The 13398-nt window shown below is 58.4% G+C and carries 9 protein-coding genes and 4 pseudogenes; 5 read left to right on the top strand and 8 right to left on the bottom strand.

The window, feature by feature from the left end:
* Window positions 1-119 precede the first annotated feature (119 nt).
* Together ABQJ48_RS17370 and ABQJ48_RS17375 are read right to left on the bottom strand one after the other, a co-directional pair.
* A pseudogene (locus ABQJ48_RS17370) lies at window positions 120-269 on the bottom strand (IS3 family transposase); the annotation flags it as partial.
* A pseudogene (locus ABQJ48_RS17375) lies at window positions 265-1155 on the bottom strand (ISNCY family transposase); the annotation flags it as partial. The pseudogenes ABQJ48_RS17370 and ABQJ48_RS17375, both read right to left, overlap by 5 nt.
* Window positions 1156-1647: 492 nt before the next feature.
* On the opposite strand from ABQJ48_RS17375, the gene ABQJ48_RS17380 reads away from it, so the two are divergent.
* On the top strand, window positions 1648-2352 hold the full coding sequence (locus ABQJ48_RS17380; RefSeq protein ID WP_367839232.1) for a LuxR C-terminal-related transcriptional regulator: 705 nt from the start codon (window positions 1648-1650) through the stop codon (window positions 2350-2352).
* Between the two features lie 43 nt (window positions 2353-2395).
* On the opposite strand, the gene ABQJ48_RS17385 is transcribed toward ABQJ48_RS17380, so the two are convergent.
* Window positions 2396-4342, bottom strand: coding sequence for an ATP-binding response regulator (locus tag ABQJ48_RS17385; protein WP_367839233.1), 1947 nt, complete (start codon window positions 4340-4342; stop codon window positions 2396-2398).
* Window positions 4343-4413: 71 nt separating this feature from the next.
* Window positions 4414-6357: an ATP-binding protein gene (locus ABQJ48_RS17390; protein WP_367839234.1), complete on the bottom strand. Its 1944-nt coding sequence runs from the start codon at window positions 6355-6357 to the stop codon at window positions 4414-4416.
* Between the two features lie 761 nt (window positions 6358-7118).
* On the opposite strand from ABQJ48_RS17390, the gene ABQJ48_RS17395 reads away from it, so the two are divergent.
* Window positions 7119-7472: a DUF4148 domain-containing protein gene (locus ABQJ48_RS17395; RefSeq protein WP_367839235.1), complete on the top strand. Its 354-nt coding sequence runs from the start codon at window positions 7119-7121 to the stop codon at window positions 7470-7472.
* Window positions 7473-7709: 237 nt separating this feature from the next.
* Window positions 7710-7967 (top strand): DUF4148 domain-containing protein, encoded by a 258-nt coding sequence (locus ABQJ48_RS17400; protein WP_367839267.1) that lies wholly within the window; start codon window positions 7710-7712, stop codon window positions 7965-7967.
* Here the strand turns inward: ABQJ48_RS17400 and ABQJ48_RS17405 are convergent.
* Window positions 7869-8135, bottom strand: coding sequence for a hypothetical protein (locus ABQJ48_RS17405; protein ID WP_367839274.1), 267 nt, complete (start codon window positions 8133-8135; stop codon window positions 7869-7871). The genes ABQJ48_RS17400 and ABQJ48_RS17405 overlap by 99 nt on opposite strands.
* A gap of 310 nt (window positions 8136-8445) precedes the next feature.
* Between ABQJ48_RS17405 and ABQJ48_RS17410 the strand changes: the two genes are divergently transcribed.
* Window positions 8446-8982 (top strand): hypothetical protein, encoded by a 537-nt coding sequence (locus ABQJ48_RS17410; protein ID WP_367839275.1) that lies wholly within the window; start codon window positions 8446-8448, stop codon window positions 8980-8982.
* Between the two features lie 31 nt (window positions 8983-9013).
* Here ABQJ48_RS17410 and ABQJ48_RS17415 read toward each other — a convergent pair.
* Window positions 9014-9307 (bottom strand): annotated as a pseudogene (locus ABQJ48_RS17415) (H-NS histone family protein); the annotation flags it as partial.
* Between the two features lie 439 nt (window positions 9308-9746).
* On the opposite strand from ABQJ48_RS17415, the gene ABQJ48_RS17420 reads away from it, so the two are divergent.
* On the top strand, window positions 9747-11429 hold the full coding sequence (locus tag ABQJ48_RS17420; protein ID WP_367839236.1) for a phospholipase C: 1683 nt from the start codon (window positions 9747-9749) through the stop codon (window positions 11427-11429).
* A gap of 140 nt (window positions 11430-11569) precedes the next feature.
* Here the strand turns inward: ABQJ48_RS17420 and ABQJ48_RS17425 are convergent.
* Together ABQJ48_RS17425 and ABQJ48_RS17430 are read right to left on the bottom strand one after the other, a co-directional pair.
* A pseudogene (locus tag ABQJ48_RS17425) lies at window positions 11570-12073 on the bottom strand (NTP transferase domain-containing protein); the annotation flags it as partial.
* A gap of 94 nt (window positions 12074-12167) precedes the next feature.
* On the bottom strand, window positions 12168-13397 hold the full coding sequence (locus ABQJ48_RS17430; RefSeq protein WP_367839237.1) for a hypothetical protein: 1230 nt from the start codon (window positions 13395-13397) through the stop codon (window positions 12168-12170).
* Between the last annotated feature and the right edge of the window lies 1 nt (window position 13398).

The raw sequence follows: 13398 nt of genomic DNA on the forward strand, positions 1-13398 counted from the left end.
TGCACCCGCAAACACGACATTGTCATCTGGCCGCTACAGCTCGACCGGTGCTAACTAACCTGATGTCGAATTGCATAGGGTTACTAACGATATCAATGCTACGAAAACGGCTGGCGCGCCAGCATCCGTGCTCCGGCAAACGGAAACTCCAGGTGCAGTTCGTCGATCCGGCGCATCAGCAACTGGTCTGCCTCGCTCGCAGGTTGCGCCCGGTAATACACGCTCGATCTTGCGATACCAACGGGTCGCGCCTGCTGCGAGACCGGCAAACCGGCCATTAAAGTCAGCGATGAAGTGGGGCGCGTAAGCATTGGCGGCCTCCTTCGTGCTGATTTCGCGTAGCCGCAACTCCTTCACGAGACGATCCTGCAACGTCAGATTCGCGCGCTCGACGCGCCCCTTCGCCTGACTGCTGTTGGCGCAAAACGTATCCACATTGAGCTCGTACAGCGCGCGGCCAAACTGCGTGACACCCTTGCCTGGCGTCACCGAATGGCTGTTGCAGTGAAAGACGCTGGCCTTGTCGCTGTACAGCGCGACCGGCTTGCCATGCTGTTCAAGGTACGCGCGCATCGCCTCGAAGTAGCTGAAGGTCGACTCGGTCGCCGTGAAGTGCAGCGCCATCAGCCGGCCCGTCGCATCGTCGATGAACACCAGCAGCGTGCACGCTGGCGCGCGTTCCTCGAACCACCGGTGATCACTGCCGTCGATCTGCACCAGCTCGCCCAGACACGCACGCCGGTTTTTCGGCTGGTGAAGCTTGGGCGGCCGCTGTTTGCGCGGAATCCACAGCCCCGCATCGCGAATCCAGCGCCGCACGGTTTCCTTCGCCAGCACCACGCCATGACATTCGGCCAGCTTCTCGCACGCCAGCGTCGGCCCAAAATCGGCATAGCGTTCGCGCACCAGCGCCATCGCCCGCGCCCGCAGGTCCACCGGCAGTTCGCGATTGCTGGGCTGGCCACGCCGCGCCGAGATGAGCCCGGCCGGTCCAGCGGCCTCATAGCGCCGCACCAGCCGGCTGACCTGACGTTCGCCCAGCTGCAGCCGTTCCGCCGCCAGTACGATCGTCAGGCGACGCTGGACGACCGCCTCGATGATCTTCACGCGCTCGAGCTCGTGCATGCTGATCGTGATGAATCCACGTCCGTTCATGGTCTGGCTCCGGGCTGTCCGTGATGCCGCAGCCTGCGCCACAGCAGCCAGCCCGGAGCAGGAAACCAGACATTTCTAAATGGCTGGAACACGACATTTCTATAAAGCTATTACAATCAAAAATATTGATAATTAGGATTATGTCAAATACGATCTCCTACTGCGCTGTAGTCACTGGCGAAAACGCGCCGTTCAGCGAAGGTATGGCGGCTGGCGCGGGATTTCCCCCGTCCATCAGTGGCCGGTGTGCTGATACCTCAAGTCCCTCTGGCTGCGATGGCAGCCACCAGTACAACGTCCAACTCGGCGATGAAGCGATACAACGCAAGATAGCCATGCGCTCCATTTGAGATGACCAGTTCACGCATTGCGCTGGCGCCTCGAACAGGTCGTCTGGCCTCGCCCGATATGCTAAGCTGCTTAGCAGTGCTGCGCGCAAACGTCGCGTGCGTTCGAATGGTTTTCTCGGATGTATGAAGAGGAGAAGCGACCATGAAAATCCTATGGGTCGATGACCACGAGATTCTTTGCGTTGCTCTCTCCGAATATGTCCAAGCCCACGCGTCAGAGCTAAGCGCAACCGCAATCGACATCACGCCCGTCTTTACGCTTGCCAGCGCGCTTGAAGAAGTCAGCAAGACACCTCCCCCCGACCTGGTATTCCTGGATCTCAATCTGGACGGCGAGAACCGTGGCGCGGCGACCCTTGAGCATTTCCAGGCTGGAAATCCATCCAACGTTCCCGTGGTCATCTGTACCGGACTTGCTCCTGGCAACGATCACGAAGTTGAAATTTTGCGAATGTGCATGCGTGATTACGCCGCTCGAGGAATCCTGCTAAAAGGAGGCGCGCACAAAAAAATGTTCATTGGACTAAGCAGGATTTTAGGAGGTGAACTCTGGATTCCAGAAGAACTGTTGCTCCGCTTTGCCTGCTCGACACAGGCGCCCACAGCTAGCTGGAATACGCAACATCTTGGGCTTTCTCCGCGAGAGTGGGACTTGGCGCGTTGCATTGCGCGTGGCCTCTCAGGGAAACAGATCGCAAGAGAGCTTGGCGTCTCCGAGGGACATGTCAGACAGGTTTCTTGTGTTATTTACGACAAACTTCAAGTCAGAAACCGCGTTGAAGCTGCACTTCGAGTCAACGCCGAGCTGGCCCTTGGAAAAGGGGCAGCCGATACGCGACCGTTGTGAAGTTCTTTGCTACACCGCTCGTCCTGTTCCCCTGCTATCACTTTTAACCGCCTTCGGTCGACGCTTTTGGCTTATGCTTTGCAAGCGTGGTCAACAAGGTTCGTTCCGAAACCGGTTTTGACAGAAGCTTCATGCCACTGGCGGCTACTTTTTTTAGCACTGCCGACGAGGTGTCCCCCGACCACAGGATGGCAGGGATCGAAGCGTTGGTAGCAGCGCGAACCGCTGCAATCGCAGCAATACCGTCTTCGTTTTCCAGCCGGTAGTCAGAGAGGATGCAGTGCGGACCGCTCGCCAAAGCCTCAATGCGCAACTGCTCGATGACGTCGGACGATGACTCCCCCGCCACAACGTAGCAGCCATGCTCGATCAGGCGCATCGATATTTCAATTCTTAAATCGCTGTTGTCTTCGATGATCGCCACGACCATATCATTCAGGTCCGGGTCGCCTTCTTCAACCGTTTGAACCTCGAGCAACTCCGGTGGTATGAGCCCCATGAACGGGACCGTCACCGAAAAACGCGAGCCCCGCCCTGGTGCCGAGTCCACGTCCAGTTGGTGACCAAGAAGGTTCGCGAGCCCCTGGACAATGGACAGACCCAGGCCAAACCCTTTTGCACGATTCCTCTCGGGATTATTGACCTGTACATAGCTTTTGAAGATATCCGCCTGTCTACCTTCAGGGATACCTATCCCGTTGTCCCAGACGCTTATCTTTATGCCGCTGCCACGCCTCTGGCAACTCACCAGCACATGCCCCTTCCTGCCACCCTGTTCCGAAGGCGTGTAACGGATCGCATTGAGCACCATATTCCGGACGATCCTGTCCAACGCATGGCGATCCGTACGGACCAGACAGGGGCGGCTATGGAGTCTCAACTTCAGCCCCTTTGCCTCAGCCAGTGGCTGCACATCCACGACGATGCCGCGCAAAACGGAAGGCAGCGCCACCTCCTGAATTTCGACATTCCAGGTCCCGGACTCGAGGCGGCAGATATCCAGTGCCCCGTTAATCATCCCTTCCATCGCATCTACTTGTTTTTGCGCAACCGAGACGTCTTCAACCAGATCGTTCGATTTAATGCTCCGCTCAAGAAAATTTAATTTCAGCCCAAGCGTGGTGAGCGGCTGGCGCAAGTCATGGCTTATCGCAGCGATCAGCAGGTTCTTCTCCGCCTTTGCCGCTTCAGCCCGCTCTCGTGCCTCATCGATAATCACTTCTTTAACGTATGCGCGCTTCTGACTATAGAAAAAAAACCTCGCGAGGAAACAATAGCCAACTAGTTGAGCCGTGTAGAAGCCCAGCACTGCTGGCCGGTAAGTATATAGAATGGGGCCCAGGCTAAATCCGAACGGAATAGCGCCGAGCGCGAATGAACCTAAATTCGCCCGAAGACTGGGCGCGAGCAGCAGCAAGGTAAATGTATGGCTAATCAGCGTGTACTCAAGGAAGCCCGAACTGGCCAATTTGACGTAGGGAGCATGGGTCGAGAAATCGGGTGGTGTTAGACCAAAGGTACCCGCCGCCCACCAGAACGATGTCAGTGTGACGGCTGCAGCCCAGGCCCAGTGCATCTGCTCGACCGCGCTGACGCTGGCGTGCTTCGGGAGCGCCTTGGTTTTTTTCAGCAAGTAGGCTGCCAAGGGAACGGCCAGCCCCCACAGTCCGAGGCCCCAGATGACACGGAACCAGCGATAGCTATCCGAGGTTTTGATCCACGATCCATACACGCACAACAGCGAGGCTCCGACCGAGACCAACACGGTCCAACATACCGCTCGGCGGGACAGCGATTGCAATAACTCGCGTTTGACGCGGAGATTCTGCTCGGTACTGAGTGCTGCAACCGGTCCCACAAAAATATTCATCAATTCAGCGAAGCTGCGGCGCTCGGTTGTGCGGGCCGTTTCACCCGCGCACAGTGATGCTCTGGCCTCGGGCCATTCGCCCGCGCCAGAATCACGTGGTTTGTGAATACGGGACGCCATAGCAGGCCTCCGGGAATCAGATGCAACTATGCGCCGCTGTAGTAGCTTTGTGTTCCCCTGCCATTTCTTTTTCATCCGCCTTCGGTCAATGTTTTTGGCTTATGTTCTGCAAGTATGGTCAGTAGGGTCTGTTCGAAATCCGGTCCTGACAAAAGATTCGTATCACTAATGGCTACTTCTTTAAGCATGGCTGACGAGGTGTCCCCCGACCACAGGATGGCAGGGATCGAAGCGTTGGTAGCAGCGCGAACCGCTGCAATCGCAGCAATACCGTCTTCGTTTTCCAGCCGGTAGTCAGAGAGGATGCAGTGCGGACCGCTCGCCAGAGCCTCAATGCGCAACTGCTCGATGACGTCGGACGATGACTCCCCCGCCACAACGTAGCAGCCATGCTCGATCAGGCGCATCGATATTTCAATTCTTAAATCGCTGTTGTCCTCGATGATCGCCACGACCATATCATTCAGGTCCGGGTCGCCTTCTTCAACCGTTTGAACCTCGAGCAACTCCGGTGGTATGAGCCCCATGAACGGGACCGTCACCGAAAAACGCGAGCCCCGCCCTGGTGCCGAGTCCACGTCCAGTTGGTGACCAAGAAGGTTCGCGAGCCCCTGGACAATGGACAGACCCAGGCCGAACCCTTTTTCACGATTCCTCTCGGGATTATTGACCTGTACATAGCTTTTGAAGATATCCGCCTGTCTACCTTCAGGGATACCGATCCCGTTGTCCCAGACGCTTATCTTTATGCCGCTGCCACGCCTCTGGCAACTCACCAGCACATGCCCCTTCCTGCCACCCTGTTCCGAAGGCGTGTAACGGATCGCATTGAGCACCATATTCCGGACGATCCTGTCCAACGCATGGCGATCCGTACGGACCAGACAGGGGCGGCTATGGAGTCTCAACTTCAGCCCCTTTGCCTCAGCCAGTGGCTGCACATCCACGACGATGCCGCGCAAAACGGAAGGCAGCGCCACCTCCTGAATTTCGACATTCCAGGTCCCGGACTCGAGGCAGCAGATATCCAGCGCCCCGTTAATCATCCCTTCCATCGCATCCACTTGTCTTTGCGCAACCGAGACGTCTTCAACCAGATCGTTCGATTTAATGTTCCGCTCAAGAAAATCTAATTTCAGCCCAAGCATGGTGAGCGGCTGGCGCAAGTCATGGCTGATTGCAGCGATAAACTGGTTCTTCTCCGCCGTTGCCGCCACAGCCTGCGATCGAGCCTCCTCGAGGACAACCTCGTTGACACAGGTGCGTTGCTGATCGTTGCACATGAACCATGCGACGACACAATAGCCAACTAGTTGAGCCGTATACCAGTCAAACATTCCTGGCCGGTTAACAAAGAACAGTGGTGCGATGTTAAATGCGAATGGGATAGCGCCGGTCACGATTGAACCTAAAGCCGCACGAAAGCTGGGTGCGAGCAGCAGCAAGGTAAATGCCTGGCCGATCATTGTCAGTTCCACGAAGCCATACCGGGCAAACGTAAAGTAATAACCATGAAGGCGCGTGAAGCTGGGCGGGATGAGCCCAAAACTGGCCGCCGCCCACCAGAACGATGTCAGCATGACCAATGCAGCCCATGCCCAGTGCATCTGCTGGACCGCGCTGACATCGGCGTGCTTCGGAAGCGCCATGGTCTTTTTCAGCAAGTAGGCTGCCAAGGGAGCGGCCATCCCCCACAGTCCCAGGATCCAGACGACACGAAACAAGGGATAAATATCCGACGTCTTGATCCACGATCCGAATACGAACCAGAACGTGCTTCCGACCAACAGTAGCGCGATCCAATATACCGATCGGCGGGACAGCGATTGCAATAACTCGCGTTTGACGAGGAGATTCTGCTCTGTACTAAGTGTTGCACCCGGTCCCACAAAAAGATTCATCAATTCAGCGAAGCTGCGGCGCTCGATTGTGTGAGCCGTTTCACCCGCGCACAGTGATGTTCTGGCCCCGGGCTTTTCGCCCGCGTCAGAATGACGTGGTGTAGAGAACGCCATAACAGGCCCCGGAAATCAGGTGCAGCTACGCCCCATTGTGCTAGCAGTCCGCCAGCAAGTCGATGGACAAGTGTTCTGTTTTTGCCGAACAAAAGTTCGTGATCCCCCAGGTGGTCTATACCTGAGATTTGTGCCCGCTGTGCCGAGCATTGGGTTGAAGACCGTCAAAACTGCTGAACGAGGGTAAGTATGAGGCTGATCTCTCCCGCTGCGCAGTACCAGTAACTCGCAGTTATTTTGATCAAGCGCGATTCGCCACTTGCGATGTTGGGTGCCTCGCGCCGTGTGTGCCGCGTCGAACCGCATCCGTAACCCGGCGTGTGCCGTACTCTCAAGAAGTCACTCTAACCAATAATCGCAAAGCGACACCGAACATTTATTCGTCCGCAAAGGAACATTTATTGCCGAACATCAAAATATCGACGTAACTACAACTGACACGGTTACACGGCGTAATTATGCAGCATAATTCGACACAAGGAGGGTGTGAATCACCGCACAATGGCTCGCGTTTCTCTCTTGCCTTACGGCTCTATAATCGGCCGATGCGAAAAACGCGGTGCGAAGACACGCGACGTTTTCCACCTCGCTTTCCGGGAGATGGACATGATCCGCAATACGTCCTCGAGCTAAGCCAACTGAGTCGCGGACGACTCCACACCCCATATCAACCATAGCTCCCAGTTTGTCTACAGAACTGGCTGCAGTGTGCTGTTAGGTATCCTGATTGGTAAGTGAGCCATAAATCAAGGAGCTTCACTATGAAAACCCTTGCATGCCTTGTTCTCGCCAGCTGTGCGCTTTCCAGCCCGGTCGTCAGCTTCGCTCAGAGCGCCGCGCCCGTCACCCGTGCACAGGTGCGTGCGGAACTGATCCGTCTCCAGCAGGCCGGCTATCACGTTGGCGACGGCGATCCTACGACGTATCCCACGCAAATTCAGGCTGCTGAAGCGAAGATCGCTGCACAGGACGGCCAGCAGCCGGGCAACAGTGACGTTGGCGGAACGACGAACGACGGCACCTCAGTTTCCGGCAGCGCCCAGCATGTGTCGAAGCCCTCGCCATCGTCGTGCGTCGGCCCCGCAAGTTACTGCAACCTTTTCTTCGGTAATTGACCGCCGAGGGCGGCGCAAATGGGCGACACCTCGGTAGGAGGCGTGCCGATGACGGGAACGCAAGCAGGTACGCGCAGGCAGTACGACACCCCGCGTACGATGGGGCTGTCCTGCGATATCTATCAGGGTAACTGATTGGACCCGTACCTGCGGGCCGTCGCCGATGGCGGGTCGGGACTATCCGACCCCTCCTGCGTGGTTCGAGCGACCGAACCACATTAGATGGAGTACACGGATATGAAACCGTTCAAACTTGCGGCATGGAGTGTCGCCGCTCTCGCATTCGGGTACGTTCAGGCTCAGGAGACGTCGCCTGCAACGCAGGCCATCAGTCCTGCCGCGTTTTCGACAGACTCTGTTGGCGGTGTCTCTGCCACGACCAGCGAGTCAGGCGTGTCAATGGGCAAAACGCGGGCCCAGGTCAAACAGGAACTTCAGCGTGCGCGCCAGTCGGGTGAACTTGACCGGATAAACGCGGAGTATGGCGGGCAATAACGACAGCGGTGTGCGATTCCGGGCAGCCGCCAGCCGCTGCTTCGTCGCCGTCGACAAGAACGTTGGCGGATGTGAGTCATTCCGGGCGACCACCACAAGGCCCAGAGGGCGAAGCTGAAGAAATCGTTTACTTTCACGGGCCCACGCACACGCGAGGAGGTAGTTCATGGCGCATTTGCGTGGCAAATCCAAAGCATACATGGCGGGTGCGCGAGCCCGATCGACGGTGTGGAAACAGGGTCGAGCGACCACTGGCTAGGCGTGTCGCCGATCGACGCTTCTCGCGCAGGCGAAGCGCCGGACGGATAGGAGATCGGCACCGCCCGCAAATCGTTCACTTTGCGCCTCAAAAGACCTCGCGGCGTCGCGTGGAATCTTTATCGACCCCAACCTACAACGGATTACGCAACGGTATCGTCGAGCGTGAGCGTGAGTTCACCTCGCCATATCGAATTCACCCGGTAACCAGGAGATGGGCATGACTATGAATCGTGTAGCAGTGTTGTCGGCAGCATTGGCGTTGCTCTGCAGTGGCGGCCCAGCCAATGCCGAGGACGAGTGCTCAAACGCAACCTTAAGGGGAACTTATGGGTTTAGCGTGCATGGCGAGCTTCTTGGGCTGCTGAATACCCAGGGGCTACATCGCTATAAGACTGCAAGCATCATCGATGGCGTCGCCCTACAGAAATTCGATGGCGCGGGCCACTTCGCACGCACCGATTTTCTTACCGTCGACGGCGCCCCGCGAGCGGCACAGACCGAGTTCAACCCCAATCAAACCGGCACCTATACGGTGAGCGCGGATTGCACCGGTTCAATGCACATGGTCTACAACAGCGGCGCTGTGCTCGACGCACGAATCGTCGTCGTAGACGAGGGAAAAGTTGTCAAAGGCATTCTTGATGCCGAGACCGTCCCTTCGTCTGACTCGGCCGCGGACGGTACCCGGTGTTCTGCAAATTGTGTTCTGGGTGTGCAAGTAAGCCTCGACGGCAGAAAAGTCGAGGGTCGATGACGGCCAACGTCCTGGCGTGCGAAGCGGCACGTTTGTCCATTAGGAACTCATTGCGGTCCTTGCCTGCAATCCAGGCGGGTGCTCGCCCACGGCCGCTCCACGTTGAGCCGCTTACGGGGTCGCGGTACTTTGCTACAAGCTCATTTGCTTGAACGCCTACCTTGCGCCCCGTTAGCTCGGAGAAGGAGATGCCGTACTCACACATCTTTTGCACGATTTCGTTCAACACGAGGAGGGTCTCTCGTTCCCTGGCTTCCGCCACCTGCCTGTTCAATGTTTCTTGTTGCGCGCGCAATTGAGCGATTTCAATACCCTGATATGCCATATGTTCTGAACTCTGTTGCTGTTATCCCCGTCGATTGATTTCGGCGGATGGTCCGTAAGTATAGGTGGTCCCGATGCCCGTACGTGTTACGGTCGAACGATACGGTGATCAGCGAAAAAGGCGACGAGCCGGCCACCTGGATTGTGTTAGCTTTGGGCATTGAGCGTCCCGCCACGATGAAGGACTCAGCATCAACGAGTCTCGCGGGTGCGCGGCCTGCCAGGTTTGCCGTCGCAAGGCAGCATATCGTCTATTGGCGCGATGGACCGTGGACTTTTATTTCGCAGCTTACCGGCATAACCACTCTGTAACCAACGCCATCTTTCTGAACTGACCGGGTGAATGGTGTGGCTGTTTAGGCTCTCCACACCCTTGCTTGCAGCGTTAAGAAATCAGACGGGTAAAAGTTAGCGAAAAGACCTTCTTGGGAGTTGGCCAAATGTTTTTTAGAACCGTTCTGCGAGGCGTTGCAGGTATCTCTCTCGCCCTGTCGCTATGTGCATGGGCCGATAGCAGAAACGCATTGGCCCCGTTGTCGACACAAGACCCGCGTCCGACGACCACACCCGTGAAGCACCTCGTTGTGATTTACAACGAGAACGTCTCTTTCGACCACTACTTTGCCACCTACCCGAATGCAACCAATCCGTCGGGGGAACCTGTTTTCAAGGCTGCAGCGGGAACACCGACGGTTAATGGTCTGAGCGGCACACTGCTGACTAACAATCCAAATTTCATCAATAAGCTCAACGGTGCGGGCGCAGCGAATCCGTTCCGGCTCGACCGCATGCAGGCTGCCACAGCCGACCAGGACCACGCCTATACGGCAGAGCAGCAGGCCTATAACAATGGCGCGGCCGACCTGTTCCCGTTGTACGCCGGGAAAGGGTCACGCGGAGGTGTAGGTGCATCCCGCACGACCGGCCAGGTTATGGGCTACTTCGACGGCAACACCGTGACTGCACTGTGGAACTACGCTCAGCATTTTGCGATGAGCGATAACGCATACACGGATACATACGGTCCGTCGACGCCGGGTGCTCTGGAGGTTATCTCTGGCCAGACTAACGGCGTGCAACTGGTCAAGACCAGCCAGCAGCCGTTCAATTTGAGGACCGCCCCCGATTCGTACTACATGAACGACGGCCGTGGCGGCGTTACGCTCATCAATGACGTCGACCCGGCGAATGACCTTTGCTCGAGCAGGGGCGACCAGATTCTGATGTCCGGCCAAAACATTGGCGACTTGCTCAACGCGAAGAACATAACCTGGGGCGGTTTCATGGGCGGCTTCAACCTGTCAACGACCAACCGCAACGGCACGACCGGTTGCGAGCGCAGCACAGTCACGCCGGCGGTCGGCCGGACAACAGCCGATTACATCGCCCACCACAACTGGTTCCAGTACTACGCATCGACGTCGAATCCGAATCATCTACGCCCGAGCTCGACCGCAGTCATCGGCTACACGCATCAGTCCGACGGCAAGACCGTTGACCCGGCAAATCACCAGTACGACTCCGACGATTTCTTCGCAGCGGTGAAGGCCGGGAACTACCCATCGGTCAGCTTCATCAAGGCTCCGGCCTTCCAGGACGGACATGCAGGTTACTCGGACCCGCTTGACGAACAGGCGTTCACAGTCAAGGTAGTCAACTTCCTGCAGCAACAGCCCGACTGGAAGAGCACGGCGGTTATTGTCGCGTGGGACGACTCCGATGGCTGGTACGACCATGCTTATGCGAATCCTACGAACTCGTCGTTCGACCCCGAGGCTGACCAACTGAATGGCCCCGGAAAATGCAGTACGGGTGCGGCTCCGGTAGGTGTAAACGGCGCCAGGGTGAACGGCCGATGCGGCCCCGGTACACGTATCCCGTTTATCGTGATTTCGCCCTGGGCCAGGGTGAACTACGTCGACCACACGCCGATTAGCCAGGCATCGGTGATTCACTTCATCGAAGACAACTGGCTTGGCAGTCAACGCATTGGCGGCGGCTCGTTTGATGCAACGGCCGGCAGCATCATGGGCCTGTTTGACTTCAGTGGCAGCGGCCAAAATCCAACTGTGTTCGTGGACCCGAACACGGGGTCGGTGGTTCCCTCCGTACCCGCTATCTAATCCCGCGATTCACATCCGAGCTGACGTGAGGCGAGCGGGACAATAGCTCGCATTGCCAGCCTCGGAGGGTTGGCGACAATTTTTCTTTTCGGACTGCCCCAGGCAGTGGCACGATGCCTGTCCGGCTGGCAGGCCTGGCGAATACCGGCCCCCTTCAAGACCAGGCCGAGCTGCTCGGGCGTCGCGTCTTTTTGTTCGACGATGCGCGCCACCTTGCCGTGCCGGTCGCGCACGATGCGCCCATAGCCGCTCGGATCGTCGAGCGTGACGGTGAGCACGCCGTAGCCGCCCCGCCCCGCGCAATCGATCAACGCCTGCAGCGTGCTGGCGCGCGTGAGCGGCACGTCGCCGTAAAGCACCAGCGTGGGCGCGGACGGATCGAGCAGCGGCAAGGCCTGCTGCACTGCGTGGCCCGTACCAAGTTGTTGCTCCTGCACGGCGAACTGGACGTCGGGCGCCGCGACAGCCTCGCGCACCGCTTCCGCGCCATGGCCGATGACCACGACAAGACGCGTCGGCTCGAGCGCGCGGGCCGTGTCGATGAAGTGGGCGAGGAGCGGCCGGCCGCCCAGGGGATGGAGCACCTTGGGAAGCGTGGACTGCATGCGTTTACCAGTGCCTGCTGCCAGAATCACGATATTCATGTCATTAGCGATTGGAAGGTTTCGGGCCGTTCGCCCGGTATGCCGTGGTACGAAGGTTTGATCCCGCGCGGCTTGCAGTAGGCGATCAAGCTTTTCACGGCGTCTCACAGCGATCCGCAGCCATCGCCGTCTTTACCGCATTCAGATCGAACTCCGCTTCCTGCAGGCCTTTGGGATTCGTCGCGACCCAATGCAATTGCGTCGGCGATCGCACTAGTCCGATGCTGCCCGTGTAGGTCCATTTGATCGGTGACGGCTGCGTGCCCGCCAGTTCGATCGATGAATCCGTCAACCGCAAATGCAGCAGCCGTCCATCCTGTGACGGCGTGAACGCACGATCGCCGATTACAGCAATGCCCGCTTCGCGCACCGACGCCGGCATGCACGTGAGCGTCGCGGTGGTTTCGCCGTTCTGATCGATGAGTTGCGCAAAGCCTTTGCCGTCCCCTCCCGTGGCGACCACCAGAAAGCGGTCGACGGACGGCACGTAAGCGGCCGCATACGTGTAGTACTGCAAACGCGGCGCAATCACGCGCGATCCGCCAAGCGCGCCAGTCGCGGGATCGAGCGTCGCGACCTTGAGCCGCGCGAAAGTTTCGCCAGCCACATATTGCTGCCACACGAGCAGCGCGCGCGTCGGCGAACCGGCGATCATCGGCCACCACTCGCGCACTCGGGGCGCGACGTCGACCGCCTGCACCAGCGCGCCGTCACCGTCGTAAATCTTCGCGTAGACGCCGTCGCCGGTTCCCAGATTGTCGACGCCGCCGCCGTCGATCCAGTCGTTCGAATAGAACACAACGAAGCGGGAGCCGACCGCCGCGACGTGCCCCGAATGACCGCCCGACAACACGTCGACGGGATAAGGCCGCACGCTCCGGAGATTCGATGTGTAGACGCCATAACGCTGGCTCACCTCGTTCGGCGTATTCCAGCCATCTTCGAACGTCACCATCACGCGGCCACCGTCGTTTTGCGCAACCGACACCGGCTCCTGCGCTTCCGGCCGACTGATGAACACGCGCGGCCTATCGAGGTTCGCCTGCTGCGGCGTCCAGCGCGCGACGTACACGTCGTGTGTCCAGTTGCGGTCGCGGCCAGCGCCGCGTGGCGGCAGGCCCGAGCTGCTGAAGAACACGGTCGACACGCCGCGCGCGTTGGTCGTCACGCCAATCCCGTGCATATAGGCGCGCAGGTCGCCCGTCGGCATGCGCGGCACACCGGTCGCCTTCGCCCTGGTTCCGGCCGCCGAAGCGCACGGGACCAGGCCAGACGTGACGCCGCATGCGGCCGCCACTACAAGAACCGCAAACGTCGTCCGCATG

Origin of the sequence: Paraburkholderia suaedae (genome assembly GCF_040812055.1) — a bacterium.
GTDB lineage: Bacteria > Pseudomonadota > Gammaproteobacteria > Burkholderiales > Burkholderiaceae > Paraburkholderia.

Coding starts and splice junctions, on each gene's coding strand:
- ABQJ48_RS17380 (WP_367839232.1), top strand. CDS start 1,648: ATGAAAATCCTATGGGTCGATGACCACGAGATTCTTTGCGTTGCTCTC.
- ABQJ48_RS17385 (WP_367839233.1), bottom strand. CDS start 4,342: ATGGCGTCCCGTATTCACAAACCACGTGATTCTGGCGCGGGCGAATGG.
- ABQJ48_RS17390 (WP_367839234.1), bottom strand. CDS start 6,357: ATGGCGTTCTCTACACCACGTCATTCTGACGCGGGCGAAAAGCCCGGG.
- ABQJ48_RS17395 (WP_367839235.1), top strand. CDS start 7,119: ATGAAAACCCTTGCATGCCTTGTTCTCGCCAGCTGTGCGCTTTCCAGC.
- ABQJ48_RS17400 (WP_367839267.1), top strand. CDS start 7,710: ATGAAACCGTTCAAACTTGCGGCATGGAGTGTCGCCGCTCTCGCATTC.
- ABQJ48_RS17405 (WP_367839274.1), bottom strand. CDS start 8,135: ATGAACTACCTCCTCGCGTGTGCGTGGGCCCGTGAAAGTAAACGATTT.
- ABQJ48_RS17410 (WP_367839275.1), top strand. CDS start 8,446: ATGACTATGAATCGTGTAGCAGTGTTGTCGGCAGCATTGGCGTTGCTC.
- ABQJ48_RS17420 (WP_367839236.1), top strand. CDS start 9,747: ATGTTTTTTAGAACCGTTCTGCGAGGCGTTGCAGGTATCTCTCTCGCC.
- ABQJ48_RS17430 (WP_367839237.1), bottom strand. CDS start 13,397: ATGCGGACGACGTTTGCGGTTCTTGTAGTGGCGGCCGCATGCGGCGTC.